Origin of the sequence: Microbacterium murale (assembly GCF_030815955.1) — a bacterium.
GTDB lineage: Bacteria > Actinomycetota > Actinomycetes > Actinomycetales > Microbacteriaceae > Microbacterium > Microbacterium murale_A.
On record NZ_JAUSXK010000001.1, the window covers coordinates 3687119 to 3711695 of the forward strand.

General features: G+C 66.3%; 30 protein-coding genes. 17 read left to right on the plus strand and 13 right to left on the minus strand.

Annotated elements, in window-relative coordinates:
* Positions 1 to 29 precede the first annotated feature (29 nt).
* From rpsP to trmD, 4 genes are read left to right on the plus strand one after another with little or no spacing between them, the layout of a single operon-like run.
* The gene (gene rpsP, locus QFZ46_RS17785) at positions 30 to 461 is read left to right on the plus strand and encodes a 30S ribosomal protein S16 (protein WP_307363603.1); all 432 of its coding nucleotides are present in this window, start codon (positions 30 to 32) and stop codon (positions 459 to 461) included.
* 5 nt (positions 462 to 466) lie between these two features.
* Entirely contained in the window at positions 467 to 697 is a 231-nt protein-coding gene (locus tag QFZ46_RS17790; protein WP_033106992.1) for an RNA-binding protein, read from the plus strand.
* Complete coding sequence (gene rimM, locus QFZ46_RS17795) at positions 681 to 1331, plus strand: ribosome maturation factor RimM (RefSeq protein WP_307363605.1); 651 nt, start codon at positions 681 to 683, stop codon at positions 1329 to 1331. The genes QFZ46_RS17790 and rimM overlap by 17 nt, the downstream gene beginning before the upstream one ends.
* A 20-nt stretch (positions 1332 to 1351) precedes the next feature.
* Entirely contained in the window at positions 1352 to 2038 is a 687-nt protein-coding gene (trmD, locus tag QFZ46_RS17800) for a tRNA (guanosine(37)-N1)-methyltransferase TrmD (protein ID WP_307363607.1), read from the plus strand.
* A 15-nt stretch (positions 2039 to 2053) separates the two neighbouring features.
* On the opposite strand, the gene QFZ46_RS17805 is transcribed toward trmD, so the two are convergent.
* The 4 genes from QFZ46_RS17805 to QFZ46_RS17820 form a co-directional block, all read right to left on the minus strand.
* Positions 2054 to 2878: an SURF1 family cytochrome oxidase biogenesis protein gene (locus tag QFZ46_RS17805; protein ID WP_307363609.1), complete on the minus strand. Its 825-nt coding sequence runs from the start codon at positions 2876 to 2878 to the stop codon at positions 2054 to 2056.
* Positions 2875 to 3072 (minus strand): hypothetical protein, encoded by a 198-nt coding sequence (locus QFZ46_RS17810; RefSeq protein WP_307363611.1) that lies wholly within the window; start codon positions 3070 to 3072, stop codon positions 2875 to 2877. The genes QFZ46_RS17805 and QFZ46_RS17810 overlap by 4 nt, the downstream gene beginning before the upstream one ends.
* A complete protein-coding gene (locus QFZ46_RS17815) occupies positions 3069 to 3497 on the minus strand; it encodes a DUF3099 domain-containing protein (RefSeq protein ID WP_307363613.1) in 429 nt (142 codons plus the stop codon). The genes QFZ46_RS17810 and QFZ46_RS17815 overlap by 4 nt, the downstream gene beginning before the upstream one ends.
* A 76-nt stretch (positions 3498 to 3573) precedes the next feature.
* Positions 3574 to 4227, minus strand: a complete 654-nt coding sequence (locus QFZ46_RS17820) for a DUF4190 domain-containing protein (RefSeq protein WP_307363615.1) — start codon at positions 4225 to 4227, stop codon at positions 3574 to 3576.
* A gap of 131 nt (positions 4228 to 4358) precedes the next feature.
* Here QFZ46_RS17820 and QFZ46_RS17825 point away from each other — a divergent pair, with 131 nt between their 5' ends.
* Positions 4359 to 5069: a beta-ketoacyl-ACP reductase gene (locus QFZ46_RS17825; protein WP_307363617.1), complete on the plus strand. Its 711-nt coding sequence runs from the start codon at positions 4359 to 4361 to the stop codon at positions 5067 to 5069.
* Between the two features lie 9 nt (positions 5070 to 5078).
* Here the strand turns inward: QFZ46_RS17825 and QFZ46_RS17830 are convergent, their stop codons facing one another.
* From QFZ46_RS17830 to glgC, 3 genes are read right to left on the minus strand one after another with little or no spacing between them, the layout of a single operon-like run.
* Complete coding sequence (locus QFZ46_RS17830) at positions 5079 to 5771, minus strand: alpha/beta fold hydrolase (protein WP_307363619.1); 693 nt, start codon at positions 5769 to 5771, stop codon at positions 5079 to 5081.
* A gap of 49 nt (positions 5772 to 5820) precedes the next feature.
* Positions 5821 to 6456, minus strand: a complete 636-nt coding sequence (gene serB, locus QFZ46_RS17835) for a phosphoserine phosphatase SerB (RefSeq protein WP_307363621.1) — start codon at positions 6454 to 6456, stop codon at positions 5821 to 5823.
* 22 nt (positions 6457 to 6478) lie between these two features.
* The gene (glgC, locus tag QFZ46_RS17840) at positions 6479 to 7723 is read right to left on the minus strand and encodes a glucose-1-phosphate adenylyltransferase (RefSeq protein ID WP_307363623.1); all 1245 of its coding nucleotides are present in this window, start codon (positions 7721 to 7723) and stop codon (positions 6479 to 6481) included.
* Between the two features lie 46 nt (positions 7724 to 7769).
* On the opposite strand from glgC, the gene glgA reads away from it, so the two are divergent.
* The 3 genes from glgA to QFZ46_RS17855 all read left to right on the plus strand — a co-directional run bounded on the left by glgA (position 7770) and on the right by QFZ46_RS17855 (position 10097).
* On the plus strand, positions 7770 to 8954 hold the full coding sequence (glgA, locus tag QFZ46_RS17845) for a glycogen synthase (protein WP_307363625.1): 1185 nt from the start codon (positions 7770 to 7772) through the stop codon (positions 8952 to 8954).
* A 17-nt stretch (positions 8955 to 8971) separates the two neighbouring features.
* Positions 8972 to 9757: an ABC transporter ATP-binding protein gene (locus QFZ46_RS17850; RefSeq protein ID WP_307363627.1), complete on the plus strand. Its 786-nt coding sequence runs from the start codon at positions 8972 to 8974 to the stop codon at positions 9755 to 9757.
* Positions 9758 to 9842: 85 nt separating this feature from the next.
* Positions 9843 to 10097, plus strand: coding sequence for a type B 50S ribosomal protein L31 (locus QFZ46_RS17855; protein WP_307363629.1), 255 nt, complete (start codon positions 9843 to 9845; stop codon positions 10095 to 10097).
* Positions 10098 to 10184: 87 nt separating this feature from the next.
* Here QFZ46_RS17855 and QFZ46_RS17860 read toward each other — a convergent pair whose 3' ends face one another.
* Positions 10185 to 10475 (minus strand): hypothetical protein, encoded by a 291-nt coding sequence (locus QFZ46_RS17860; RefSeq protein ID WP_307363631.1) that lies wholly within the window; start codon positions 10473 to 10475, stop codon positions 10185 to 10187.
* Positions 10476 to 10517: 42 nt separating this feature from the next.
* Positions 10518 to 11243 (minus strand): 3'-5' exonuclease, encoded by a 726-nt coding sequence (locus tag QFZ46_RS17865; protein WP_307363633.1) that lies wholly within the window; start codon positions 11241 to 11243, stop codon positions 10518 to 10520.
* A 60-nt stretch (positions 11244 to 11303) separates the two neighbouring features.
* Between QFZ46_RS17865 and QFZ46_RS17870 the strand changes: the two genes are divergently transcribed.
* Positions 11304 to 12239, plus strand: coding sequence for an alpha/beta fold hydrolase (locus tag QFZ46_RS17870; protein ID WP_307363635.1), 936 nt, complete (start codon positions 11304 to 11306; stop codon positions 12237 to 12239).
* Here QFZ46_RS17870 and QFZ46_RS17875 read toward each other — a convergent pair.
* Positions 12211 to 12684 (minus strand): Lrp/AsnC family transcriptional regulator, encoded by a 474-nt coding sequence (locus tag QFZ46_RS17875; RefSeq protein WP_307363637.1) that lies wholly within the window; start codon positions 12682 to 12684, stop codon positions 12211 to 12213. The genes QFZ46_RS17870 and QFZ46_RS17875 overlap by 29 nt on opposite strands.
* Positions 12685 to 12852: 168 nt before the next feature.
* Here QFZ46_RS17875 and pdhA point away from each other — a divergent pair, with 168 nt between their 5' ends.
* The 3 genes from pdhA to QFZ46_RS17890 are packed head-to-tail and all read left to right on the plus strand — an operon-like array spanning position 12853 to position 16344.
* Positions 12853 to 13965, plus strand: a complete 1113-nt coding sequence (pdhA, locus tag QFZ46_RS17880) for a pyruvate dehydrogenase (acetyl-transferring) E1 component subunit alpha (RefSeq protein WP_373457682.1) — start codon at positions 12853 to 12855, stop codon at positions 13963 to 13965.
* 1 nt (position 13966) lies between these two features.
* A complete protein-coding gene (locus tag QFZ46_RS17885) occupies positions 13967 to 14977 on the plus strand; it encodes an alpha-ketoacid dehydrogenase subunit beta (RefSeq protein WP_307363641.1) in 1011 nt (336 codons plus the stop codon).
* Entirely contained in the window at positions 14974 to 16344 is a 1371-nt protein-coding gene (locus tag QFZ46_RS17890) for a dihydrolipoamide acetyltransferase family protein (RefSeq protein ID WP_307363643.1), read from the plus strand. The genes QFZ46_RS17885 and QFZ46_RS17890 overlap by 4 nt, the downstream gene beginning before the upstream one ends.
* Positions 16345 to 16405: 61 nt before the next feature.
* On the opposite strand, the gene QFZ46_RS17895 is transcribed toward QFZ46_RS17890, so the two are convergent.
* A complete protein-coding gene (locus QFZ46_RS17895) occupies positions 16406 to 16993 on the minus strand; it encodes a TetR/AcrR family transcriptional regulator (RefSeq protein ID WP_307363644.1) in 588 nt (195 codons plus the stop codon).
* Between the two features lie 94 nt (positions 16994 to 17087).
* On the opposite strand from QFZ46_RS17895, the gene QFZ46_RS17900 reads away from it, so the two are divergent.
* From QFZ46_RS17900 to QFZ46_RS17920, 5 genes are read left to right on the plus strand one after another with little or no spacing between them, the layout of a single operon-like run.
* A complete protein-coding gene (locus QFZ46_RS17900) occupies positions 17088 to 18641 on the plus strand; it encodes a carboxyl transferase domain-containing protein (RefSeq protein ID WP_307363646.1) in 1554 nt (517 codons plus the stop codon).
* Positions 18642 to 18646: 5 nt separating this feature from the next.
* Positions 18647 to 20614 (plus strand): acetyl/propionyl/methylcrotonyl-CoA carboxylase subunit alpha, encoded by a 1968-nt coding sequence (locus tag QFZ46_RS17905; protein ID WP_373457657.1) that lies wholly within the window; start codon positions 18647 to 18649, stop codon positions 20612 to 20614.
* Positions 20611 to 21762 (plus strand): acyl-CoA dehydrogenase family protein, encoded by a 1152-nt coding sequence (locus QFZ46_RS17910; RefSeq protein WP_307363650.1) that lies wholly within the window; start codon positions 20611 to 20613, stop codon positions 21760 to 21762. The genes QFZ46_RS17905 and QFZ46_RS17910 overlap by 4 nt, the downstream gene beginning before the upstream one ends.
* Before the next feature lie 9 nt (positions 21763 to 21771).
* Positions 21772 to 22257: a MaoC family dehydratase gene (locus QFZ46_RS17915; RefSeq protein ID WP_307363652.1), complete on the plus strand. Its 486-nt coding sequence runs from the start codon at positions 21772 to 21774 to the stop codon at positions 22255 to 22257.
* Positions 22247 to 23056, plus strand: a complete 810-nt coding sequence (locus tag QFZ46_RS17920; protein WP_307363654.1) for an HpcH/HpaI aldolase/citrate lyase family protein — start codon at positions 22247 to 22249, stop codon at positions 23054 to 23056. Before QFZ46_RS17915 ends, QFZ46_RS17920 begins: the two co-directional genes overlap by 11 nt.
* Positions 23057 to 23096: 40 nt before the next feature.
* Here QFZ46_RS17920 and QFZ46_RS17925 read toward each other — a convergent pair whose 3' ends face one another.
* The gene (locus QFZ46_RS17925; RefSeq protein ID WP_307363656.1) at positions 23097 to 23681 is read right to left on the minus strand and encodes a histidine phosphatase family protein; all 585 of its coding nucleotides are present in this window, start codon (positions 23679 to 23681) and stop codon (positions 23097 to 23099) included.
* A complete protein-coding gene (locus tag QFZ46_RS17930; RefSeq protein WP_307363658.1) occupies positions 23678 to 24517 on the minus strand; it encodes a Sir2 family NAD-dependent protein deacetylase in 840 nt (279 codons plus the stop codon). The genes QFZ46_RS17925 and QFZ46_RS17930 overlap by 4 nt, the downstream gene beginning before the upstream one ends.
* Positions 24518 to 24577: the final 60 nt, after the last annotated feature.

Below are 24577 nucleotides of genomic sequence, written 5' to 3' on the forward strand. Positions count from 1 at the left end.
CGTTTCCTTCCACACAATTCAGGAGAATCGTGGCTGTCAAGATTCGTCTCAAGCGCATGGGCAAGATCCGCGCGCCTTACTACCGCATCGTCGTCGCCGACTCGCGCACCAAGCGCGATGGTCGAGTGATCGAGGAGATCGGCAAGTACCACCCCACCGAGCAGCCCTCGTTCATCGAGGTCGACTCGGACCGTGCACAGTACTGGCTCTCCGTCGGCGCACAGCCGTCAGAGCAGGTCGCTGCCATCCTCAAGCTCACGGGCGACTGGGGCAAGTTCAAGGGCGACAAGGACGCAGTCTCGACCGTTCAGGTCAAGGCTCCCAAGGTGCCTTTCGAGATCGACGCTTCCAAGAAGTCTGTCGTGAAGCCGAAGGCGGAGAAGAAGGAGGCTCCCGCTGAGGAGGCTCCCGCCGCTGCCGACGCGGAGGCCGCTGAGGCTCCCGCCGCCGACGCCGAATAATCGCCGTGCTCGCCGCCGCGCTCGAACACATCGTCAAGGGGATCGTCGATCACCCCGAGGATGTTCAGATCAACGCCTCCACGTCGCCGCGAGGCGACCTGCTCGAGGTGCGTGTGCACCCCGACGACCGGGGGCGCGTGATCGGGCGCGGCGGCCGCACCGCAAAGGCACTGCGCACGCTCATCACCGCTCTGGCGGACGGGCGTCGCGTTCGCGTCGATGTCGCGGACGACTGACGTGGTGCCAAAAGACCGGAACCAGGGCAAGAACCAGTTGCGCGTCGGACGCCTCGTCAAGGCCCACGGGCTCAAGGGCGCGCTCAAGCTGGAGCTTTACACCGATAACCCCGAGCGCCGTTTCGTCACGGGCGCGGAATTCACGTTGCAGGTGCCTGAGGCATCTCCGTGGCATGGCAAGAGCGTCAAAGTCCGCGAGTATCGGGTCATGAACGGCAACCCTGTCGTGTTCTTCGAGGACATCGAGGACCGAGAGGGCGCGGAAGGCCTCGTGCGGGCCATCCTGTGGATCGATCAGGATGCTGACGAGGCAGAGGACGACGCGTGGTACGACCACCAGCTCGTCGGACTCGATGTGGTTCGCGATGAGACTGTCATCGGCAAGGTGACTCGAGTCGAGCACATGCCTGCGCAAGATCTCCTGATCGTCCGTCCCACGGGTGCGGGCCAGGACGGCGACGTCATGGTCCCGTTCGTGAAGGCCATCGTTCCCGCTGTCGACGTCGCCGCAGGACGCGTCATCATCACGCCGCCAGCCGGACTGTTCGAAGAGCTTTCGGATGCTGCGGCCGATGTTCGGGAAGCCGGGGAGCCGACACTGACCGACTCCGAGGGCGACGCTCCGGTCGATTGATCGATCGTTACGATCAACGCATGCGCATAGACGTCGTCTCCATCTTCCCGTCGTACTTCGACGGGCTGACGCTGTCGTTGCTCGGCAAGGCGCGCGAGAGCGGCATCCTCGACCTCCGCATCCACGATCTGCGCGATTGGACCAGCGATCGTCATCGTACGGTCGATGACACCCCGTACGGCGGGGGAGCAGGCATGGTCATGAAGCCTGAGCCGTGGGCGCTCGCTCTCGACGACCTCGCTGCCGCATCTGAGCGCCCGACCATCGTCTTCCCCTCGCCGGCGGGCGAGGTCTTCCACCAGACCACTGCGCGCGAATTCTCCGGACGCGAGCACCTGATCATCGGCTGCGGACGGTACGAGGGCATCGATGAGCGCGTCTTCGAGTACGCGGCGTCTCTGGGTGAGGTGCGCCTCGTCAGCCTCGGCGATTATGTGCTCAATGGTGGTGAGGTCGCCGCGATGGCGATGATCGAGGCGGTCGGACGTCTCATTCCCGGCGTCGTCGGCAATCCCGACAGCCTCGTCGAGGAGTCGCATGAGGACGGATTGCTGGAGTATCCGTCGTACACGAAGCCATCGACGTGGCGCGACCGCGTCGTGCCGGATGTCCTGCTCAGCGGAAACCACGGCGCGATCGCCGCGTGGCGTCGCGAGCAGCAGCTCGCTCGGACAGCGAGTCGTCGCCCTGACCTGTTGAACGACTGACGCGCGCCGCCTGAGTCAGACGCGGGCGTCGATGTCGTCGAGCAGCTCGTCTTCGGCGTCGGCATCGTGATCGCGTCGACGTTGCTTCTTCATCGGTGCCGGTCGTCCTTCGACCTCTTCGCGATGCTTCTGGATCTCGGTGCGGATCATGTATCCGATGAAGATGAATCCCATCAGAGCGAACAGGATCCACTGGATCGCATAGGACAGGTGCGGACCAGGGTCCTCGGTGGGGGAGTCGAAGGTGCCGAGCGCCGTTTCGGGTGCGGGGTCCTCACTGACCAGCAGGCCGTACGCGCTCGTGATGACATCGCCACCGGTCGTCGCAGCGATGCTCGGCAGGTGGATGGTCGGCACCTGCCCTTCTGGCGCGCTGCGCCCGGACGTCGGCAATGGCTCGCCCGGTCGCAGCCGCACGATCACCTCGGCCGTGCCACCCGGCGCAGCCGGCACGACATCGGGATTCGCTTCCTCGCCGGGCGGCACCCACCCGCGGTCGACGATGAAGATCCGCCCATCCTCGTCTCGGAAGGGCACGAGCACTTCGAAGGCACTCGTCCCGCCGTGGGGGCGGTTGCGTACGAGGACCTGCTCGTCGACGAGGTACTCGCCCCGCAGCAGCACGGGATGCCACTCGTCTTCGGGGTCGAGAGAGCCATCGTCGGGGATCGCCTCGGCGAGGGAAATCGGCTTGGCGTCGTAGTTGCGCTCGACGAGTGCGAGTTGTTCAGCGCGGCTCTCGTTGCGGTCGAACTGCCAGTTCGAGAGGAACGCGCAGGCCACGGCGAATCCGATCGCGATGAGGACGTACACGCCCCAGCGCACGACACGATTGCTCATGCGGGCAACCCTTCACGAATGGACACCGGGAAGTCGCGAGCGGCGAGATAGTCGTGCAGGAAATCGACATGCTCGTCACACGCCAACCAGATCTTCTCGCGATCGGCGGCATGGATACGAGGATTGCGCCACACGACCTGCTGAGTCGCCGCGTTGCGGCACCCGGCGCGCGCGCATTCGAAACCGTCGGTCACGCCGCGCCGTCCCCTTTGCCTTCACGTGCGTCGCCCTGACCATCGCCCGGGTGCTTCGCACGGTTCTGGAGGGCGTCGGCATCGCTGCGGGTCTCCTGGATCGTGATGGTGCTCGGAGTGGATGAGTCAGCAGCGGGGGCGACGGGCGAGACCGACGCCGGGAGCTGCTGGGTGGGCGACTCGGCGCCGGACGTCGTAGTCGGGTTTATCGCGTTGGCGAACACCACTGCGATGTAAGGCAGCACGGCTGTCGCGATCGCGAACACCCAGGTGTACCAGCCGTACGGGGTCACGAAGAGCGTGAGCCCGAAACAGACCATGCGGATAACCATCGTGAGCACATAACGGCGCACACGACCCGTCGCCTCATCCTGCGGGGCCTGCGGCAGGGAGGTCACGGCGGGGGCATGACGGGAGCGGTTCACGGTGATTCAAGCCTACGCCGCGTGGGGCGTCTCGGAGTGCCGCGCCGCGTCGGCCGTCCGCTGGTCCGTCCGTGCGTCAAGAGATGAGCAGCGGGAGGAATCCGATGGAGCCGATGAAGAGGAACGAGAAGATCGACACGACGACGATGAGCGCGAGGATCGCGACCCCGACGTAGCCCAGCACGAGACCGGCGATCGCCATTCCGCGACCACCGATGGCGGAACCCTGGCGCGTCTGCTTCAACGCCATGTGACCGGTGATGATCGCCGCCAACGACGCCAGCAGCGGGAAGACAGCGAAGCTCAGAACGATACCGGCGATGCCGGTGACGAGCGACGCGACGGCGAGCCCGCTGGTGGGCAGAGGTGCGGCGTAGGGTCGGGCGGCGGCATATGGCTGACCGACCGCGTACGGCTGGCTGTTCGTGTACGGCTGACTGTTCGGATAGGGCTGCGAAGGACCGTTCTGCGGGGAAGCGTTCGGATACGACTGCGGCTGCGAACTGTAGCCGGGTGCAGCGGGCTGCACCTGCTGTTGAGGCTGCGCCGTCGGATACGGTGGCTGGGGTTGAGCTGGCGCCGCCGGATACGGTGGCTGGGGTTGAGCTGGCGCTGCCGGATACACGGGCGTACTCTGCGCGGAGGCACCGGGGTACGGGTGCTGGCCGCCGAGGGCGGACCCGGGCGGGACAGCCGGTCCTGCTGCGGGGGTGGTGCTTTCGTCGCTCATCGTGCAGCCTTTCGTCGTCCCCAGAGTCCCAGCCGGTCGTCGCGGTGTCAATCGGACCGCTCCGCATCATGAGGCGCGGCCCCGATAGGATGGCTCGGGCCCCGACCGGGCGCCAGTGGGAGTGAGAGATCATGAGTTCAGAACGTGTCGTCCTTGTCACCGGAGGCAACCGCGGCATCGGTCGTTCGATCGCCGAACGCTTCGTACGCGAGGGCTATCGTGTCGCGGTCACCGCGCGTAGCGGCGAAGGCCCGGAAGGCGCGCTCACGGTACGTGCAGATGTGACGGATGCCGCGTCCATCGACGCCGCCTTCACCGAGGTCGAGGAGAAGCTCGGTCCGGTGGAAATCGTGGTGGCGAACGCGGGAATCACGAAGGACACGCTTCTCATGCGCATGAGCGAAGACGACTTCGACAGCGTCGTCGCGACGAACCTCGGTGGAGCTTTCCGGGTCGTCAAGCGTGCGTCGAAAGGCATGCTGCGGGCTCGTTTCGGGCGCGTCATCCTGATCTCCAGCGTCGTCGGTCTGTACGGATCGGCCGGACAGGTCAACTACTCCGCGTCGAAGAGCGGCCTGGTCGGCTTCGCCCGTTCGCTGACCCGCGAACTCGGTGCGCGCGGCATCACTGCGAACGTCGTCGCGCCGGGATTCATCGAGACAGACATGACGGCAGAACTCTCCGAGGAGACTCAGAAGCAGTACAAGACGAATATCCCCGCAGGACGATTCGCCACGCCTGACGAAGTGGCCGGCGTCGTGACCTGGCTCGCCGGAGACGACGCGGCCTACATCTCCGGCGCTGTCATCCCCGTCGACGGCGGGTTGGGGATGGGCCACTGACGCACGCGGTCACTGCGTCAACGCCGAGCTGATCAGCTCGGCAAGGCGTGCGGGCTGTGTGAACTGCGGCCAGTGGCCGGAACCGATCTTCAACACCGTCGCGTCGTCGATGGAGTGGTACTCATCGCCGTACGGTCCCCATCGATCGATCTGCGCCTCGAGTTCGTCCTGGCTGAGCGATCCCATCAGCAATGTGACCGGCACCCGGTGCCGTTCACCCGTCAGCAGGATCGGATCGGTCGGTACCCTCGCGGGAACCGACCTCGTCTGCGGCAGAGTGCGCGCACGCGTCGCGGCGTCGATGTCGTAGACGTCTTCATCAGGGAAGTACTCCCAACCGGGGAAGGGGATGACACCCTCGACCACGGGAAACTCGGAGATCTCGGAGCCGGGCGGCGGCGGCACGGTGTCCACGAAGACGACGCGGCTCACTCGATCGGGGCGGGCATCTGCAGCGCCCCACACGACGTTCCCTCCGCCGCTGTGCCCGACGAGCACGACAGGACCCTTAGTCGCGTCGATCTGCGCGACGACCGCACGGACCCAATCGGCGATGCCGATGCCGGCGGACAACTCAGCCGGCTGACCTACACCCGGCATCGTCATGGGCACCGGTCGGTGGCCCGCAGCCTCGAGTGCGGGGGAGATGTCGGTCCATGACGCATCATCGAGCCAGAGACCCGGTATGAGAAGGATGTCCATGGGCCAACGCTACGCGGGGCATCCGACATCCGTGTCGGTCAGCCTGGGATCAGGGCAGCAGCGGGATGACGGCGCTGAGATCCTGAGGTCCGACGACGAGGCTCGCGGATTCCCGCACCGCAGGCTTGGCGTTGAAAGCGAGCCCGAGGCCGGCGACGGCCATCATCTGCAGATCGTTCGCTCCGTCACCGATCGCGATCGTCGCGTGCAATGGCACTCCGAGATCATCGGCCCATTCGGCGAGCGCATGAGCTTTGCCCGCAGCATCCACGATCTCGCCGTCGACATACCCCGTGAGGAGGCCGTCGGCGACGGCGAGACGGTTGGCACGCCACCTGTCGACGCCCAAGGCGGGTGCGATGTGATCGAGGATCTCGTGGAATCCGCCGGAGACGACACCGACCACGCCGCCTCGCTCGTGCACTGCTGCAGTCAGCTCGCGTACACCCGGTGTGGGCTCGATGCGGGCCTGCACACGAGCGAACGCAGCGGTGGGCACGCCCTTGAGCGCCGCCGCCCGAGAGCGCAGGCTCGTCGCGAAGTCGACCTCGCCGCGCATGGCGGCTTCGGTGGCGCTCCGCACTTCTTCGCGGCGTCCTGCTTCATCTGCGAGGAGTTCGATCACCTCATTGCGGATGAGAGTGGAATCGGCATCGAGAACGACGAGGAAGCGCGCAGAGGTCACGCGATCGAGCGTAGCGCGCCGTTCAGCGTTCGATCTGCACGCCCTTGCCGACCACGGTGATGCCCGACTCGGTCACGGTGAAGCCTCGCTCGAGATCTCGTTCGCGATCCACGCCGACGGTCGCGCCGTCGAGCAGCACGACGTTCTTGTCGAGCACGGCGCGGTGGATCCGAGCGCCCTGTCCGACCTGTACGTGGTCGAACAGCACGGAATCGGTGATCGTCGAGCCGCCGCCGGCGAGAGTGCCAGGGCCGACGACACTGCGCTCCAGGTGCGTGCCGGAGAGCACGGAACCCAGCGAGACGATCGAGTCGATCGCGTTGCCGATCCGGCCGACGGCATCGCGGACGAATTTCGCGGGAGGCGCGTTCACACTCTGCGTCCGGATGGGCCACAGCGTGTTGTAGAGGTTGAACACCGGCAGTGTGGAGATCAGGTCCATGTGGGCGTCGAAGAACGAGTCGATCGTGCCGACGTCCCGCCAGTAGGCGCGGTCACGCGGCGACGAGCCTGGTACGTCGTTCTGCTTCATGTCGTAGAAGCCGGCTTCGCCTCGTTCGACGAAGTAGGGGATGATGTCGCCGCCCATGTCATGCGCCGAGGTGGGCAGCTCACCGTCGGACTCGACAGCCTCGACGAGGGCATCTGTGTCGAAGATGTAGTTGCCCATCGAAGCGAGCACCTCGTGCGGCGAATCGGCGAGGCCCTCGATGTCTGTCGGCTTCTCGAGGAAAGCACGGATGCGGCCGGAGCCATCCGGATCCGCATCGATCACACCGAACTGGTTCGCCATCGCGAGCGGCTGGCGGATGCCAGCGACGGTCGCCTTCGCCCCGGAGGCGATGTGCGCCTTGACCATCTGGCGGAAGTCCATCCGGTACACGTGGTCGGCGCCGATCACCACCACGATGTCGGGTTTCTCGTCGTTGATGAGGTTGAGGCTCTGCAGGATCGCGTCCGCTGACCCGGAGAACCAGCGCTTTCCGAGCCGCTGCTGCGCAGGCACCGACGTGACGTAGGAGTCGAGCAGTGCCGACATCCGCCAGGTCTGCGATATGTGCCGATCGAGGCTGTGCGACTTGTACTGCGTCAGCACCACGACCTGGCGGAGCCCGGAGTTGATGAGGTTCGAGATCGCGAAATCGATCAGTCGATACTGGCCGCCGAAGGGCACGGCCGGTTTCGCCCGATCAGCTGTCAAGGGCATGAGTCGTTTGCCCTCGCCGCCGGCGAGGATGATGCCGAAAACCTTCTTTGGGACCGCCATGGCTCCACCATAGGTCCCGAACGCGTCGCTGTACTAGCGTTCAGACATGCGCGTCGACATGATCACGAAGGAATACCCGCCGGAGATCTATGGCGGGGCGGGAGTGCATGTTGCAGAACTCGTATCCGCGCTGCGTCGGTCGATCGACGTGCAGGTGCGCGCGTTCGGTGCAGAGCGTGATGAAGAGGGCACGCGGGCGTACCGGGTGCCAGCGGAACTCGCCGGCGCGAACGCAGCGGTGCAGACACTCGGCACGGATCTGGCGATGGTGGGCGACATCGCAGGAGCAGACCTGGTGCACAGCCACACTTGGTACGCGAACTTCGCAGGGCATATCGCGTCGCAGCTGCACGGCATCCCGCACGTGCTCACGGCTCACAGTCTGGAGCCCCTGCGGCCGTGGAAGGCCGAGCAGCTCGGTGGCGGGTACGAGGTGTCCAGCGGGATCGAGAAGCTCGCGTATCAGAACGCCGCGGCGATCGTGGCCGTGTCCGGCGGAATGCGCGCCGACATCCTTCGCAGTTACCCCGGTGTCGACCCGGCTCGCGTCAGGGTCATCCACAACGGGATCGACATCGACCAATGGCGACCGGTGCAGGACGCCGCGTTCCTCGCGAGCATCGGCATGGATCCGACTCGACCGTCCGTGGTCTTCGTCGGTCGCATCACGCGGCAGAAGGGGCTGCCGTATCTGCTGCGCGCCGCCGCGAAGCTGCCTGCAGAGGTGCAGCTGGTGCTGTGCGCAGGGGCGCCGGACACTCCTGAGATCATGGCCGAGGTCCAGGAGGGCGTGCGCATGCTGCAGCAGACGCGGCACGGCGTCATCTGGGTCGAACGAATGCTGCCCCGCACTGAACTCTCGGCGATTCTCACCGCAGCCACGACCTTCGTGTGCCCATCGATCTATGAACCGCTCGGCATCGTCAATCTCGAGGCCATGGCGTGCGGTACCGCCGTCGTCGGAACAGCGACGGGAGGAATTCCGGAGGTCGTCGATGACGGCGTCACCGGTCGCCTCGTGCCGATCGAGCAGGCGACGGACGGGACGGGGGCGCCGGTGGACCCTGATCAGTACGTCGACGATCTCGCCCGCACCCTGGCAGAGGTCGCGATGGATCCGGTGCGGGCGGAAGCATACGGCGAGGCCGGTCGTGAGCGCGCCGCGCGCGAGTTCAGCTGGGCTTCGATTGCCGACACCACGCGGGCGCTCTACGCGGAGCTGACGGGTTGAGCCGATAGGCTTGAAACATGCCGAGCGCTCTTGATTTCACCGATGTCGTCGTGCGCCGTGACGGGCGCAACATCGTCGATCATGTGACCTGGCAGGTCGCAGACGACCAGCGATGGGTGGTGCTCGGTCCCAACGGTGCGGGCAAGACGACCCTGCTTCAGCTCGCCGACACGCTGATGCACCCGACCGGCGGCACCGTGACGATCCTCGGAGAGACGCTCGGCCGCACCGACGTCTTCGAGGTGCGTCCGCGGATCGGGTTCGCTTCGTCGTCGATGGCGAAGCGCATCCCACGTGACGAGAGCGTGCTCAATGCCGTTCTGACCGCTGCCTATTCCGTGACCGGCCGCTGGAACGAGCAGTACGAGAACATCGACGAGCGCCGCGCCCTGCGTGTGCTGGGGGAGTGGAAACTCGAACATCTCGCCGACCGGACCTTCGGCACGCTCAGTGACGGCGAGCAGAAACGTGTCCAGATCGCGCGTGCCGTCATGACGGACCCGGAGCTGCTGTTGCTCGACGAGCCGACGGCTTCGCTCGATCTCGGTGCACGCGAGGAACTGCTGGCGCTGCTCAGCGGCTATGCATCGTCGCCGACGACTCCTGCGATGGTCATGGTCACCCACCACGTCGAAGAGATCCCGGTGGGCTTCACTCACGTGCTGCTGATCCGCGACGGTCGTATCGTCTCGGCCGGTCCCATCGCAGAGAACCTGACGGCGGATGCTCTCACCGAGGCGTTCGGCATGCCGATCACGCTCAGCGCGGAGGACGGCAGGTACGCGGCGCGCGCCACGTCGTGACCGCGAATCTGCTAGACTCGACCCTTGGTGCATATGCACCCTCTGACTCTCTTTCTATCCGTATCCGCAAGCCAAGGAATCAGCAATGAAGACTGACATTCACCCCGACTACCAGGCCGTCGTGTTCCGCGACCTCGGCTCGGGCGAGACGTTCCTCACCCGTTCGACTGTGACCAGCGAGAAGACCGTCGAGCTGGACGGTGTCGTCTACCCCGTCATCGACGTCGAGATCTCCTCGGCCTCGCACCCGTTCTACACGGGCAAGCAGCGCATCATGGACTCGGCCGGTCGTGTCGAGAAGTTCAACCAGCGCTTCAAGGGTTTCGGCGGCAGCAAGTAATTTCTGCCCCAACGAGAGAGGCTCCGCTTCGGCGGGGCCTTTTTCGTACCCCCGGCGACATTCGCCGTTGGCCAGCAGTCTCGCCGATCAATCGACCTCGATGACGATGCGGCCTTCATCGTCCATGCGGCCGGGACCTTTGTCCGGCGTCGGAGCGGGGACGGACGCGCGCTGTTGACGACCGCGCTCATCCGACGCCTCGTGCGCCGTGGGTGACCAGACAGCATCGAACACCCCCACCAGGCCACCGCTCGCCATCCCGCTGTACTTCTCTTCTACGCTCTTGCGTGAGAAGACGTGGCGTACTCCGATGAAGAACAGCAGAGGTATGGTGCCGAAGACGACTGCGATCGTCAACCATCCCATGATGTCGTTCATGAATTCACTCTAAACAGCATGAACCTTTCTGGCATCCTTCCTTCAGGCGGATGCCGAGTCCGGTTGCCGTACCGGCCAGGTGCCGTCGAGGAAGTCTTCGGCGTCGAGCCGGCCGATCCGGATGAAGTACTCCGTCAGGCTTTCGGCCTGAGTGCGCGCCCAGCCGATCTGCTGCGTGTGCAGCTCCTGGGCCGAGGTGGCGAGGGGGAAACTCCGAGCGATCGCCTGGGCGACGCGGCCGGCGGCGATGGCATCTGCAGATGCCTCGTGCGCGCCGTCAAGCTGAACTGCGTAGTGCTCTGCGACGACCTCCAGGGTTCGCTTTCCCTTGCGATAGCGATCGACGGCCTTGTCGATCACGTGCGGGTCGATGATGGGGCCAGGCGATTCGAGTGGCCGGATGCCGTGCCGGAGGCATTCGTGCGTGAGGAGTGAGAAATCATAGGACGCGTTGTAGGCGACCACGGGCATCCCCTGAGCGAAGAGCGCTCGCAGAGACTCAGTGATCTCTGCGACGACGTCGCGTGCGACTCGGCCTTCACGCCGTGCCTGCTCGGTGCTGATGCCGTGCACGGCCGCCGCGCCGTCCGGAATCGGGATGCCGGGGTCGGCGAACCATGAGCGTGCGGCGATCTCGCGCCCTTTCGCATCGAGCACGCCTACGTGCGCAGTGACGATCCGGTCGGAAGTGACGTCGATACCGGTGGTCTCCAGATCGAAGACGCCGATGCGGCTGAGCCAGCCGGGGAGTTCGAGATCGATTGCCATGACCCCACGGTAGGGATGCCCACAGACAATGCAATGGAGGCTCGCCCGTAGACTGGGCTCATGCCCGTTTCTTCGCCGTACGCCGATCGGCTGAACCGTCTGCCGGTCGAGCGTCACGAGGTCGAGGTGGGTGGCGCGACGACTGCGTACTGGGTGTACGGGCCCGGCTCGGACTCGGAGACGGAAGCCACCAAGCGGACAGACGGCGAACCCCCGACGGTGATCGCCGTCCATGGATTCCGTGGCGAGCATCACGGGCTGGAGCCCGTGCTCGCCTACCTCCCCGAGCTACGCGTGATCGCTCCCGATCTCCCGGGTTTCGGTGAGACACCGCCACTTCCCGGTCGCACGCACGATCTTGCGGCGTACGCCGACTGGCTGACGGAGTTCACGGCCGCGGTCGCGCCCGGCGCGGTCATCCTGGGACATTCGTTCGGCTCGATAGTGACGTCCGCTGCGGTCGCCGGCGGGTTGGAGACCCCCCGACTCATCCTGATCAACCCGATCGGAGCACCGGCGCTCGAAGGGCCGAAGGGGCTGATGACGCGACTCGCCGTCTGGTACTACGATCTCGGGGCAGCACTTCCCTCGCGGATCGGCACAGCGCTGCTGCGCAACAGACTCATCGTCCGGATCATGAGCATCACGATGGCGAAGACGAAGGATCCGGCGCTTCGCCGTTTCATCCACGATCAGCACGACACCTACTTCTCCGACTTCGCCGATCGCGATGTATTGCGCGACGCCTTCGTCGCGAGCGTCTCGCATGACGTCCGCGCCTACGCTCCGCAGATCCACGTACCCACGCTGCTCGTCGCCGCGCAGAAGGACGACATCACTCCGATCGAAGCGGAGCGCCACCTGGCGACGCTCTTCCCGGAGGCCGATCTCGTTGAGATCGCCGATGTGGGCCACCTCATCCACTACGAGACCCCGTCAGAAGCCGCAGGGGCGATTCGTCGATTCCTCAAGGTTCCCGTCGCGCGAGGCCGATGAGTCCCGCGACCCGGTAGGGGATCACTTCCCCCATCGCGAGTGACGTCTCCGTCCGATCGACGCCTTCGATCGACAGGATCCTGGCATCCGTGTCGAACAGATGACGAGCATCCCGGCACGCCACGCGCGCGAGCAGGTCGATGGAGCCGCTCAGGCCGTGCACCTGCAGCACCTCGGGGATGCGGGCGAGCTCGGCTGTGATGCGGGGGAGCTCCGTCTGCCGGAGGCCGATGCTGACGAACGCCTGCAGAGGGAAGCCGAGAACCTCGGGGGAGAACGAGCGCTCGTAGGACAGGAAGACTCCGGTCTGTTCGAGCCGCGCCATTCGCGCCTGGATCGTGTTGCGCGACAGGCCGAGCGTCTCGGCGAGCGCGACGATCGTCGTGCGGGGATCTTCAGCGAGGGCGGCGAGCAGATCGAGATCGATGCGATCGAGAGCGGGCATAGTGCCAAACCATAGCAGGGTGACGACGCCAGTATTGGGCAACATGCTCAAGCGGACTCTGAATGCTTGAGCGTGCTGATCAGTGGACGTACCCTCGAAGCATCCGATTATGTTGTCGGTACACGCGTGCAGCTCCTCACAAGGGAGACACACGACAGGAGGACGATGATGTCACCGCAGACCACCCCGATCGCAGATTCCACTCAGGATCTCGAGCTCTCCGAACGTATTCTCGCGCCAGACGGCACCCGGCAGAAGAATCCGGATCTCGACCCGTTCGTCGCTGATGTCGACGCTGAACAACTGCGTGCGTTGCTGCGCGACATGATCATCCTCCGCCGTATCGACGCCGAGGGCGTCGCTCTGCAGCGCCAGGGGCAGCTGGGTCTGTGGGCACCCTGTCAGGGTCAGGAAGCGGCGCAGATCGGCACCGCGCGCGCGCTCGACCCCATCGACTTCGTGTTTCCGAGTTACCGCGAGACCGGCGTCATCTACGCGCGTGGCGCGCAGCCCGGTGACTTCGTGCGTGTGTGGCGCGGTGAGGAGGGCGCGCCGTTCGACCCCGCGGAGATGCGCGTCGCCCCTCTGCAGATCATCATCGGTGCACAGACGCTGCACGCAGTCGGCTACGCCATGGGCATCAAGCATGAGAAGGCACCCGAAGTCGCCGTCACCTACTTCGGTGACGGTGCGACCAGCCAGGGCGATGTGAACGAGGCGATGGTCTTCGCAGCCTCGTACCAGGCGCCCGTCGTGTTCGTGTGTCAGAACAACCACTGGGCCATCTCCGAGCCCGTCGCAGTGCAGTCGCAATACCCGATCGCAGGTCGAGCCCCGGGATTCGGCATCCCCAGCCTGCGTGTGGACGGCAACGATGTGCTCGCCTGCATGGCCGCGATGCGCTGGGCCCTCGCTCACGCACGCGCGGGAAAGGGCCCCGCGTTCATCGAGGCCGTCACATATCGCATGGGGCCGCACACCACGTCTGACGACCCCACCCGCTATCGTGATCCCGCTGAACTCGAGGCGTGGCGCACACGTGATCCGATCGCTCGACTCGAGGCGCACCTCCGCGCTTCGGGCGAGCTGTCTGACGCGCACGTGGCCGCCGCGCAGGCGGATGCCGACACCATGGCACGCGAGATGCGTGCCGCCTGCCTCGGCATGGTCACGCGCGATCCGCTCGCCGTCTTCGACAACGTGTACGCGGAACCGCATTGCGGAATCGACCGCCAGCGCGACGAATACGCCGCGTACGTCTCTTCTCTCGAGGAGGCCTGAGATGACGGAGATCACTCTGGGCAAGGCCCTGAACGCCGGACTGCGCAAGGCGATGAGCGACGACGAGAAAGTCGTGCTGATGGGCGAGGACATCGGCAAGCTCGGCGGAGTGTTCCGCATCACCGACGGTCTTCTTGGTGAGTTCGGTGCCGCGCGTGTCATCGACACGCCGCTCGCAGAGTCGGGCATCGTCGGCACAGCCGTCGGGCTCGCCTACCGCGGATATCGCCCAGTAGTCGAGATCCAGTTCGACGGCTTCGTCTACCCGGCGTTCGACCAGATCGTCTCGCAGGTCGCCAAACTGCACTTCCGCACTCAGGGACGCGTGAAGATGCCGATCACGATCCGCATCCCGTGGGCCGGCGGCATCGGTGCGGCCGAGCACCACTCCGAGTCCCCCGAGGCATATTTCGTGCATACGGCCGGGCTGCGCGTCATCACCGTCTCGAATCCTCAGGACGCTTATCGCTGCCTTCAGCAGGCCATCGCCTCCGACGATCCGGTCATCTTCTTCGAGCCGAAGCGTCTCTATCACCACAAGGGTGAGGTCGATCTGAGCGCATCACTGGCGGATGCGCCGCCGATGGGCGTCGCGCGCGTCCTCCGCGAGGGCTCGGACGCCACCATCATCACGTACGGCGCGATGGTGTCGACCGCTCTGGATGCGGCATCTGCGGCCGAGGACGACGGATTGTCGCTGGAGGTCATCGACCTGCGTTCGATCTCTCCGGTGGACTACGACACCGTCGCCGCCTCGGTGCGTCGCACGGGGCGGGTCGTCGTCGCGCACGAGGCGTCCCGTGAGGCCGGCGTGGCCGCAGAGGTCATCGCGAGCATCACAGAACGCTGCTTCGAGTATCTGGAGTCGCCGCCTCTGCGCGTCACCGGACACGACATCCCATACCCTCCTGCGAAGCTCGAGAAGTTCCACCTTCCGGACCTGGACCGGATACTCGACGCGGTCGACCGCGTGCTCGATCGGCCGAACAGCCTGACGGGAGCGGAGTCGTGATCGAAGAGTTCCGCCTGCCGGATCTCGGCGAAGGACTCGCCGAAGCAGAAGTCGTGCAATGGCTCGTCGCACCCGGTGATACCGTGACCTTGAACCAGACGCTGGCCGAGGTGGAGACGGCCAAAGCCGTCGTCGAGTTGCCCTCTCCATATGACGGAGTCGTGACGACGCTGCACGCGGACGCCGGCGAGACGGTCGCCGTGGGGGCGCCACTGATCGCCTTCGATGTGGTCGGCACCGAGACCTCTGCTGCGCCGGCTCGGGCTGCGGCCTCCGCCGCCGCTGAGGAGAAGACGCCACCCAACCTCGTGGGATACGGAGCGGCGCCGGCGAAGGACGGTCGCCCGACTCGGCGCGTACGCAAGGCCGGTCGTGCCGCCGCTGCAGCCGATACGGCGGTGCTGGAGGCCGCGCCCCACGATGTGCTGCCCGAGACTCCCGCCACCGTTCGCGTGGGCGAACGGCCTCGTTCGACGCCACCGGTCCGTGCATACGCGAAGCGATCAGGCGTCGACATCGTGCTCGTCGCCGCCGAGGTCGGAGACCGTGTGATCAGGCGTGACGACATCGATGCGTATCTTGAGCGAGTGGGAGGGAACGCGGTTGCTGCCGAGGCCCGTGTCTCCGACGTCTCCGCCGGACGCCCCGCAGTATCCTCCGTCAGTGAGAGGGAGACTCGGATCCCGATCCGAGGGGTGCGAAAGCACACGGCTGCGGCGATGGTGCAGAGCGCTTTCACAGCACCGCACGTGACCACGTTCCACACCGTCGACGTCACGGCGACCATGGAGCTGATCGAGAGCCTGCGCGGTGATCGTGCACTGTCCGAACATCGGATCGGACCGCTGGTGATCGTGGCGAAAGCCGTGTGCCTCGCACTCAGCCGCACGCCGGGACTCAACTCTCGCTGGGATGACGCGGCAGGTGAGATCGTGCAGCCTCACTACGTGGATCTCGGCATCGCCGCCGCCACCGAGCGCGGACTGATCGTGCCGAACATACGCGACGCCGACCAGATGACGCTGCCGCAGCTCGCCGACGCCCTGCGCGCACTCACTGAGACCGCCCGGTCGGGGAAGACCTCGCCTGCAGAGCTTGCGGGTGGCACGTTCTCGATCACCAACATCGGCGTCTTCGGCATCGATGCGGGCACGCCCATCCTGCCGCCCGGCCAATCCGGGATCCTCGCGGTCGGTGCCGTGCGGCGGATGCCCTGGGAGCACAGGGGCGAGATCGCGCTGCGTCAAGTGATGACGCTGAGCCTGTCGTTCGATCACAGGGTCGTCGACGGCGCAGAAGGCGCGCGATTCGTGAAGGACGTCGCCGACATCCTCGAGGAGCCCGGGCGCGCGATGCTGCTGCGGTGACGGCTCATCGACGGGCTCAGCGGCAAGCATTGCGTTCGCTGAGCCGGTCGAGGCCCGGCTCTCAGGAGATCAAGGCCGCGTGGGCCATCGCAGTGAGGATCGTCGCGGTCGACTTCTTCGATCGCGTCGCGCTGCGCGTGCTGTGCGGAGTGGAATTGATTAGGCCGAAGCAGGCCTGGACACGCAGCCGCAGCTCATCGGCCGGCGCATCGTGCAGCGGCGCGAGAGTCGAGATCCACAGCTCGATGTAGGCGCGCTGCAGACGTCGGACCTCGGCGCGATCCTCGTCGCTCAGATGCGCCAGATCCCGATCCTGTACCCGGATGACGTCGGCATGGGTGAGTGCGAAGTCGACGTGGAAGTCGATGAGCGCCAGCATCCGCCCTTCGTCATCCGGCGCGGTCGCGGCGACGCGGCTGCCTCCGCTGACGAGGTCTTCGCTGACCTTGATGAGAACTGCACCCAGCAATGCCTGCTTGCCGGCAAAGTGGCGGTATACGGCCGGACCGGAGACACCGACGGCGGATCCGATGTCCTCCAGGCTCACACCGGAATAGCCGCGCTCTGCGAACAGGCGCGCGGCCTCGTGCAACAGGGAATCCGCGCGTTCTGCCTTGGCGCGATCGCGCGCGGTCGGAGGGGTTGTCATCTCAGTTAATGCTCGCTAACCTAAAACGAATGGTTAGTGCACACTAACCGAAAAGCCATGTTCATTGCCACCGCAAGTCGAGGAGGACGGCGCGATGCCTGTCACCCAGGAGATGTTGGCCAGCGAGCTGCGTGAGCGCCGTGCGGCCGCGGCACGAGGCGGATCCGACGCCTCTCGTGGTCGCCACGTGTCTCGTGGCAAGTTGCTGCCACGGGAGAGGATCGCGCGACTGCTCGATGAGGGCAGCCCGTTTCTCGAAGTGTCACCCCTCGCAGCGGACGGGATGTACGGGGGAGAGGTGCCGGGAGCGGGAGTGATCGCCGGCATCGGGCTCGTGCACGGTCGGCACGTGATGGTCGTCTGCAACGATGCCACGGTGAAGGGCGGGAGCTACCTTCCCCTCACGGTGAAGAAGCATCTTCGGGCGCAGGAGATCGCGTTGGAGAATCGTCTTCCCTGCCTTTACCTCGTCGATTCCGGCGGCGCGTTCCTTCCGAAGCAGGACGAGGTGTTCCCCGATCGCGAGCACTTCGGTCGCATCTTCTTCAACCAGGCGCGGATGAGCGCCGAGCGCATTCCACAGCTCGCGGCGGTGCTCGGATCGTGCACAGCCGGCGGTGCGTACGTTCCGGCGATGAGCGACGAGACGGTGATCGTGCGGAATCAGGGCACGATCTTCCTCGGCGGTCCTCCGCTCGTGAAGGCGGCGATCGGCGAGATCGTCAGCGCGGAGGAACTCGGCGGGGGAGAGTTGCATGCGAGGCGCTCCGGTGTCGTCGATCATCTGGCCGAAGACGACGAGCACGCCTTGGAGATACTCCGCGACATCGTGGCGACGCTTCACGCTCCATCCGCGCCCGCCTGGGAGATCACCGGGTCCCGCCCGCCCGCTGAACTGTCCAGTCTCTACGATGTCGTCCCCGTGGACGTGAATGCCGCCTATGACGTGCGCGAGGTGATCCACCGACTCATCGACGCCGACACGTTCCGTGAGTTCAAGTCCGAGTACGGCACGACACTGGTGACCGGCTTCGCCAGGCTGCATGGACATCCCATCGGCGTCGTCGCGAACAACGGCGTGCTGTTCAGCGAGTCTGCGCTCAAGGGCGCGCACTTCATCGAACTGTGCGATCAGCGGGGCATTCCGTTGCTGTTCCTTCAGAACATCACCGGCTTCATGGTCGGTTCAGACGCCGAAGCGGGGGGCATCGCCAAGGACGGCGCGAAGATGGTCACAGCGGTCGCCACGACGCGCGTGCCGAAGCTCACCGTCATCATCGGCGGGTCCTTCGGCGCAGGCAACTACTCGATGTGCGGACGCGCGTATTCGCCTCGATTCCTGTGGACGTGGCCGGCCAGCCGCATCTCGGTGATGGGCGGCAATCAGGCCGCCTCCGTGCTGGCCACCGTGAAGGAAGAGCAGATGACCGCCCGTGGGGCGAGTTGGAGCGCCGAAGAGCGCACCGCATTCGAGGAGCCGATCAGAGCGCAGTACGAAACGCAGGGCGAGCCGTATTACGCGACCGCACGGCTCTGGGATGACGGCATCATCGATCCCGAGCAGACCCGCGACCTGTTGGGTCTCGCCCTCGACGTCGTCGCCCGCAGCCCGCTGCCAGAGCCGCGCTTCGGCGTCTTCAGGATGTGATGAGAGTGAACGATTCCCCGACCATCGATACTGTCCTGGTGGCCAATCGCGGCGAGATCGCCCGCCGCATCATCCGCACGCTGCGGGATCAGGGCATCCGCAGCGTCGCGGTCTACAGCGACGCGGATGTCGCTGCACCTCATGTACGTGAAGCCGATGACGCCGTCCTGATCGGGCGTGCCCCCGCAGCGGAGTCCTATCTCGACGTGGACGCCGTGATCAGAGCCGCGCAGCACAGCGGCGCTGATGCGATCCACCCGGGCTACGGGTTCCTCTCGGAGAGCGTCGCGCTTGCTCAAGCCTGCGCGCGTGCGGGGATCGTCTTCATCGGGCCTTCGACCCTCGCCCTCGAGATCATGGGAGACAAGGCGAAGGCGCGCGAGCACGTCGCCGCGCGCGGAGTACCCGTCGTGCCTGGCTTCACGGCGGAGGGACTGTCGGATGCAGAGATCGCGGGGCGAGCAGACGAGATCGGCTACCCGCTCCTGGTCAAGCCCAGTGCAGGCGGCGGGGGCAAAGGGATGGAGATCGTCTCGGATGCCGATGGACTCGGTACAGCGCTGGCCTCTGCCCGACGCATCGCCAGAGCGGCGTTCGGAGACGACGCGCTCGTTCTGGAGCGGCTCATCCGCCGCCCGCGCCACATCGAGGTGCAGGTGTTCGGAGACAGCCACGGCACAGTGATCGCGCTCGGCGAGCGCGAGTGCACGCTGCAGCGTCGGCACCAGAAGGTCGTCGAGGAGGCGCCGTCTGCCGGGCTCACGGTCGGCCTCACGGAGCGACTGCTCGAGGCGGCCGTGCGCGCCGCTGAGAGCGTGGCCTACGTCGGGGCCGGCACTGTCGAATTCCTCGTCGACGCCGATGCTCCCGATGATTTCTTCTTCATCGAGATGAACACGCGGCTGCAGGTCGAGCATCCGGTGACCGAAGCGGTGACGGGCCTCGACCTCGTGGCCCTGCAGCTCGGCGTCGCGGCCGGTGGGGCGCTGCCGGCACCACCTGCGCTGAGCGGGCACGCCGTGGAGGCCCGCATCTACGCGGAGTCGCCGGAGCGCGACTTCCTGCCTTCGACCGGACGCATCCTGCGCTTCGCAGTCCCGCGCGGCGTGCGAGTGGATGCAGCGATCGAGACGGGCAGCGAAGTCACGGGGTTCTACGACCCGATGATCGCGAAGGTCATCGCCTACGGTCCCGACCGCGCGACCGCACTGGCCCGTCTCGATCAGGCTCTGGCTCAGACCATCGTGCTCGGGGCGGACACGAACATCGCCTTCCTTCGGCAGCTGCTCGCGAACGAGCGGGTCGTCAGCGGCGACCTCGACACCGGCCTGATCGAAACACTGCTGCCCGTGCGATCCGCGGAACCATCCGCCGCGATGATCGCTGCAGCGAAACAGGAGCTGCTGCGTGGGACAGGACGTGCTGAGCCCCGTCTCACGCAGGACGTCCTGTTTCGACGAAGCGGAGGCGTGTGGGGTGCTCTCACCGACACCGATGCACGGGCGGTCGCCTTTCTCACGGACGCGGAAGAGATCGTCGAGAGCTCCTCGGATGCAGTGGGAGGAGTCATCGCAGCCACCGATGCAGATGGCGCGATCTGGGTGAGCGAAGACGGCCGCTCGATGCGCCTGCGCCCAGTGGACCGCCGTCAACGGATGCTGCGACGACTCGCCGCGCAGCGTCCGGTCAGCGCCGAGACTGCCCCGGAGGCCCGCGCCCCGATGCCGGGAAGCATCGTCGCCGTGCACGTGGAGGAGGGCGCCGCCGTGACGGCGGGGCAGCCGCTCGTGTCGATCGAGGCGATGAAGATGGAGCATCCAGTACTCGCCCCGCACGACGGCACGGTGCATCTGCTCGTCACCGTAGGAGACCAGGCGAAGCGTGACCAGGCTGTCGCGACGGTGACCCCCGTTGCGGTGACACCTGCCGAGACGATCGCGCCGGAAGACATCCCAGAAGGAGGAACAGCATGACCGAGGATCTCACCGCCGAGGAGGCCGAGCTCGCCGCCATGGTGCGCGAGTTCGCCGAGACCGTCGTCGCGCCGCAGTCGTATGAGGCGGACCGCACACACACCCTGTCCATGGACGTCGTCGGTCAGATGGGGGAGCTGGGGCTGTTCGGCCTTCCCTTCCCGGAAGAGCTGGGCGGCCAAGGCGGCGACTACATGGCGCTGGGCCTCGCGATCGAGGCTCTCGCACGCGTGGATCAGTCGATCGCGATCACGCTCGAGGCCGGTGTGAGCCTCGGGGCGATGCCGATCTTCCGTTTCGGAAACGACGCGCAGAAGGCCGAATACCTGCCAGACCTTCTCGCCGGTCGTGCTCTCGCCGGCTTCGGTCTCACCGAGCCGGAAGCGGGCAGCGATGCCGGCGCGACGCGCACCACAGCGCGGCGTGAGGGCGCGGAATGGGTGATCGACGGCACGAAGCAGTTCATCACCAACTCCGGCACGCCCATCACCCGTTTCGTCACCGTCACGGCGGTCACCGGCATCCGAGAAGGTCGCAAGGAGATCTCGACCATCATCGTGCCGAACGGCACGCCCGGATTCACTGTGGAAGCGCCATATGACAAGGTCGGGTGGCGCGCGTCCGACACCCACCCGCTCACCTTCGACGGCGTCAGGGTGCCCGCGGAGAACCTGCTCGGCGAAGAGGGCCGCGGGTTCGGCAACTTCCTCAACATCCTCGACGAAGGTCGCATCGCGATCGCGGCACTGTCGACCGGTGCCGCGGAGGGCTGCTTGGAAGCGGCCGTCGAGTACGCGAAGAGCCGCACCGTGTTCGGCAGCGCCCTGAGCACGAGGCAGAACGCGCAGTTCACGTTGGCGCGCATGCGCGTGCGTGTGCATACGGCCCGTCTCGCCTGGCACCACGCCGCACGACTCCGAGACGCCGGCAAGCCGTTCGCAGAAGCATCGGCGATCGCGAAGATCGTCGCGGGAGACGCGGCGATGGACAATGCCAGGGACGCGACACAGATCTTCGGCGGCAACGGCTTCATGAACGAGTTCCCCGTGGCGCGCCACTATCGGGACTCGAAGATCCTCGAGATCGGCGAGGGCACCACAGAGGTCCAACTGCTGGTCATCGCGCGAGGGCTCGGGCTCGCCCGGTAGCGTGTGGACATGACAGACATCGTCCAGCGGGGACTGTACTTCGAGGAGTTCGAGGTCGGGGCACGCTACCTGCATCGACCTGGGCGCACGGCGACCGAGGCCGACAACGTGCTCTTCACGACGCTGACCATGAACACGCAGGCGTTGCATCTGGACGCCGCGTTCGCCGCGGAGCAGGAGTTCGGACAGCGTCTGATGAACTCGATGTGGACGCTGTCGACAATGGTCGGGGCCTCCGTCGCCCAGCTCACGCAGGGCACGCTCGTGGCTCAGCTCGGCCTCGGCGAGATCACATTCCCGCATCCGTTGTTCACCGGCGACACTCTGTACACCGAGAGCGTCGTGACCGAGAAGAGACTCTCCTCATCGCGTCTCGGGCAGGGCATCTGCACGATCGCGCACACGGGACGCAATCAGGACGACGTCGTCGTCGCGAAGGCCACGCGGACTGCGTTGGTGCATTGTCTGCCTGCGGAGGTGCCGGATGCCGTTTGACCTTGGTCCTGCGCTGCTTTTCTGCCCTGCGGATCGGCCCGAGAGATTCGAGAAGGCGCTGGAGCGCGCCGATGCGGTGATCCTCGATCTCGAGGATGCCGTGGCGCCGGCCGACAAGCCGGCGGCGCGCGCGAACCTGATGGCTGCGCGCATAGGGCACGAGCGTGTGATCGTGCGGGTCAATGCGACTGACACAGGTGACTTCGCAGGTGACCTCGCGGCGCTTGCGGACACGGACTTCCGCACGGTGATGCTCGCGAAAGCGGAGGACGCGGCGGCACTTGATGCCTTCGACGAGCGGTTCTCGCTGATAGCACTGTGCGAGACCGCGCGCGGTGTGGCAGCGGCCGACAGCCTCGCCGCGCACGAGCGGGTCGTCGCGCTCATGTGGGGCGCGGAGGATCTGGTGGCATCCCTCGGCGGCACTTCGAGTCGGGATTCGACTGGCCGATACCGCGACGTCGCGCGCTACGCCCGTTCCCGCGTGCTGGTGGAGGCCGGAGCGCACGGTAAGGCGGCGATCGACGCTGTTCACATCGACCTGGACGACGCGGATGGCCTGGCGCGGGAAGCGGCGGATGCGGCGGCGTCCGGCTTCGCCGCGACGGCGTGCATCCATCCGAGCCAGGTCCCGGTCATCCGTGAGGCGTATCTTCCGGATGCTGCGACGGCGTCCTGGGCGGAGGCTGTGCTGGCGGCGGCAGAAGACGAGCGAGGCGTGTTCCGGTTCCGAGGACAGATGGTCGACGAGCCGGTGCTGCGGCACGCGCGGTCGGTGATCGCGCGCTCCGGCCGCTGAGATCTCACGTTCCGCGATGTTCAGGGCGCGCGAGGTGCGGTCAGGCGGTCGCTGTCTCGAGCAGTCGAAGAACTCCGGGCGCGGCCTCGAACCGGTGCACGGATCCGTTCGCGAGCGGTACGCCGACCGGGGGCATCGTGCCGCCGGACGCGTGATCCAGCAGCGCGCGGATGACACCTCCGTGGGCGACGACGATGACCGACTCGGCGACCGGCGCTGAACGGCGGCGGGATGCGCGGGCGATCAGGTCGAGAGCGGCGAGCGCGCGCTGTCCCACTTGATCGAAGCTCTCGGCCTGCGGGACGTCGGCGTGCCAATCTCCGTAGCGGTCGATGTAGTCCGCGACGAGCATCCCCTCCGCCTCACCGAACTCACGCTCGCGGAGGTCGGAGACGAGTTCGGGCTCGCCGAGGCCGATCGCTTCGGCGATGATCTGCGCGGTCTCGTGCGCGCGCACGAGCGGGCTCGCGTAGATCGCGTGATGAGTGCCTTCGGTGAGGAGCGCCGCAGCGTTCCGCGCGTGGCCACGGCCGGTCTCGTTCAGGGGGATGTCGGTCGAACCCTGGATGCGGCGGTCCAGGTTCCAGTCTGTCTGACCGTGGCGGACGAGGGTGATGAAGGTCACGTGAGAAGCTCCTGGAATGCGGGAAGGATGTCGCTGGTTCCGCCCGAGAGCGTCACGTGCGCCCAGGCGTCGGCGCGTGTCGGTTCGCGGTTGACGATGATCAGGGGGATGCCGCGGCGTCGGACCCGTTCGATGAGCCGCACGCCCGAGTTCACGACGAGCGAGGAGCCGGCGACGATCAGGGCGTCGCTCGCCCGCAACAGCGACTCAGCGGCGCGGAAGCGATCTGCGGGCACGTACTCGCCGAAGAAGACCACATCCGGCTTCAACATGCCGCCGCACACCGTGCACGTCGGCACGATGAAGCCTTCGGTGTTCTCTGGAGCCACGTCGCCGTCCGGATTCAGGACGATGTTCTCCGGCACGGTGATCCACGGGTTGAGTGCTTCGATCTGCGTCGCGATGTCGCGGCGATCGAAGACCTGTCCGCACTGCAGACACACGACACGACGCATCGTGCCGTGCACCTCGATCACGCGACTGCTGCCGGCGCGCAGATGAAGTCCGTCGACGTTCTGCGTGATGACGCCGGAGGCGATCCCGTCGCGCTCCATCTCGGCGAGCGCGATATGGCCGGGATTCGGATCCGCGTCAGCGAACGCCCGCCATCCGAGATGACCGCCGATCCAGTACCGCCGTCGCGCGGTCTCGTCTGCGAGGTATCGCTGACCGGTCATCGGGTCTGCCCTCGTCCGCGCGCCCTCGCCGCGATACGCCGGTATCCCGGAGTCCGTCGAGATTCCTGCACCCGTGAGGATGGCGATCCTGCGCCCCCGAAGCAGGTCGACGGACTTCTCGATGCCGGCTGACAGCTCGGCACTGATCGTCGCGCTCACGAAACCTCCCCGAGCGAGTCTACGGCGTGCCCGCACGTTCACGGCCCTCCGGCCGCAGAC

Coding starts and splice junctions, on each gene's coding strand:
- QFZ46_RS17865 (WP_307363633.1), bottom strand. CDS start 11,243: ATGGCAATCGATCTCGAACTCCCCGGCTGGCTCAGCCGCATCGGCGTC.
- QFZ46_RS17875 (WP_307363637.1), bottom strand. CDS start 12,684: ATGCCCGCTCTCGATCGCATCGATCTCGATCTGCTCGCCGCCCTCGCT.
- glgA (WP_307363625.1), top strand. CDS start 7,770: ATGCGCGTCGACATGATCACGAAGGAATACCCGCCGGAGATCTATGGC.
- QFZ46_RS17885 (WP_307363641.1), top strand. CDS start 13,967: ATGACGGAGATCACTCTGGGCAAGGCCCTGAACGCCGGACTGCGCAAG.
- QFZ46_RS17830 (WP_307363619.1), bottom strand. CDS start 5,771: ATGGACATCCTTCTCATACCGGGTCTCTGGCTCGATGATGCGTCATGG.
- QFZ46_RS17860 (WP_307363631.1), bottom strand. CDS start 10,475: ATGAACGACATCATGGGATGGTTGACGATCGCAGTCGTCTTCGGCACC.
- QFZ46_RS17870 (WP_307363635.1), top strand. CDS start 11,304: ATGCCCGTTTCTTCGCCGTACGCCGATCGGCTGAACCGTCTGCCGGTC.
- glgC (WP_307363623.1), bottom strand. CDS start 7,723: ATGGCGGTCCCAAAGAAGGTTTTCGGCATCATCCTCGCCGGCGGCGAG.
- QFZ46_RS17805 (WP_307363609.1), bottom strand. CDS start 2,878: ATGAGCAATCGTGTCGTGCGCTGGGGCGTGTACGTCCTCATCGCGATC.
- rimM (WP_307363605.1), top strand. CDS start 681: ATGTCGCGGACGACTGACGTGGTGCCAAAAGACCGGAACCAGGGCAAG.
- QFZ46_RS17820 (WP_307363615.1), bottom strand. CDS start 4,227: ATGAGCGACGAAAGCACCACCCCCGCAGCAGGACCGGCTGTCCCGCCC.
- QFZ46_RS17910 (WP_307363650.1), top strand. CDS start 20,611: ATGACCGAGGATCTCACCGCCGAGGAGGCCGAGCTCGCCGCCATGGTG.
- QFZ46_RS17825 (WP_307363617.1), top strand. CDS start 4,359: ATGAGTTCAGAACGTGTCGTCCTTGTCACCGGAGGCAACCGCGGCATC.
- trmD (WP_307363607.1), top strand. CDS start 1,352: ATGCGCATAGACGTCGTCTCCATCTTCCCGTCGTACTTCGACGGGCTG.
- QFZ46_RS17855 (WP_307363629.1), top strand. CDS start 9,843: ATGAAGACTGACATTCACCCCGACTACCAGGCCGTCGTGTTCCGCGAC.
- pdhA (WP_373457682.1), top strand. CDS start 12,853: ATGTCACCGCAGACCACCCCGATCGCAGATTCCACTCAGGATCTCGAG.
- QFZ46_RS17900 (WP_307363646.1), top strand. CDS start 17,088: ATGCCTGTCACCCAGGAGATGTTGGCCAGCGAGCTGCGTGAGCGCCGT.
- QFZ46_RS17920 (WP_307363654.1), top strand. CDS start 22,247: ATGCCGTTTGACCTTGGTCCTGCGCTGCTTTTCTGCCCTGCGGATCGG.
- QFZ46_RS17850 (WP_307363627.1), top strand. CDS start 8,972: ATGCCGAGCGCTCTTGATTTCACCGATGTCGTCGTGCGCCGTGACGGG.
- QFZ46_RS17895 (WP_307363644.1), bottom strand. CDS start 16,993: ATGACAACCCCTCCGACCGCGCGCGATCGCGCCAAGGCAGAACGCGCG.
- QFZ46_RS17915 (WP_307363652.1), top strand. CDS start 21,772: ATGACAGACATCGTCCAGCGGGGACTGTACTTCGAGGAGTTCGAGGTC.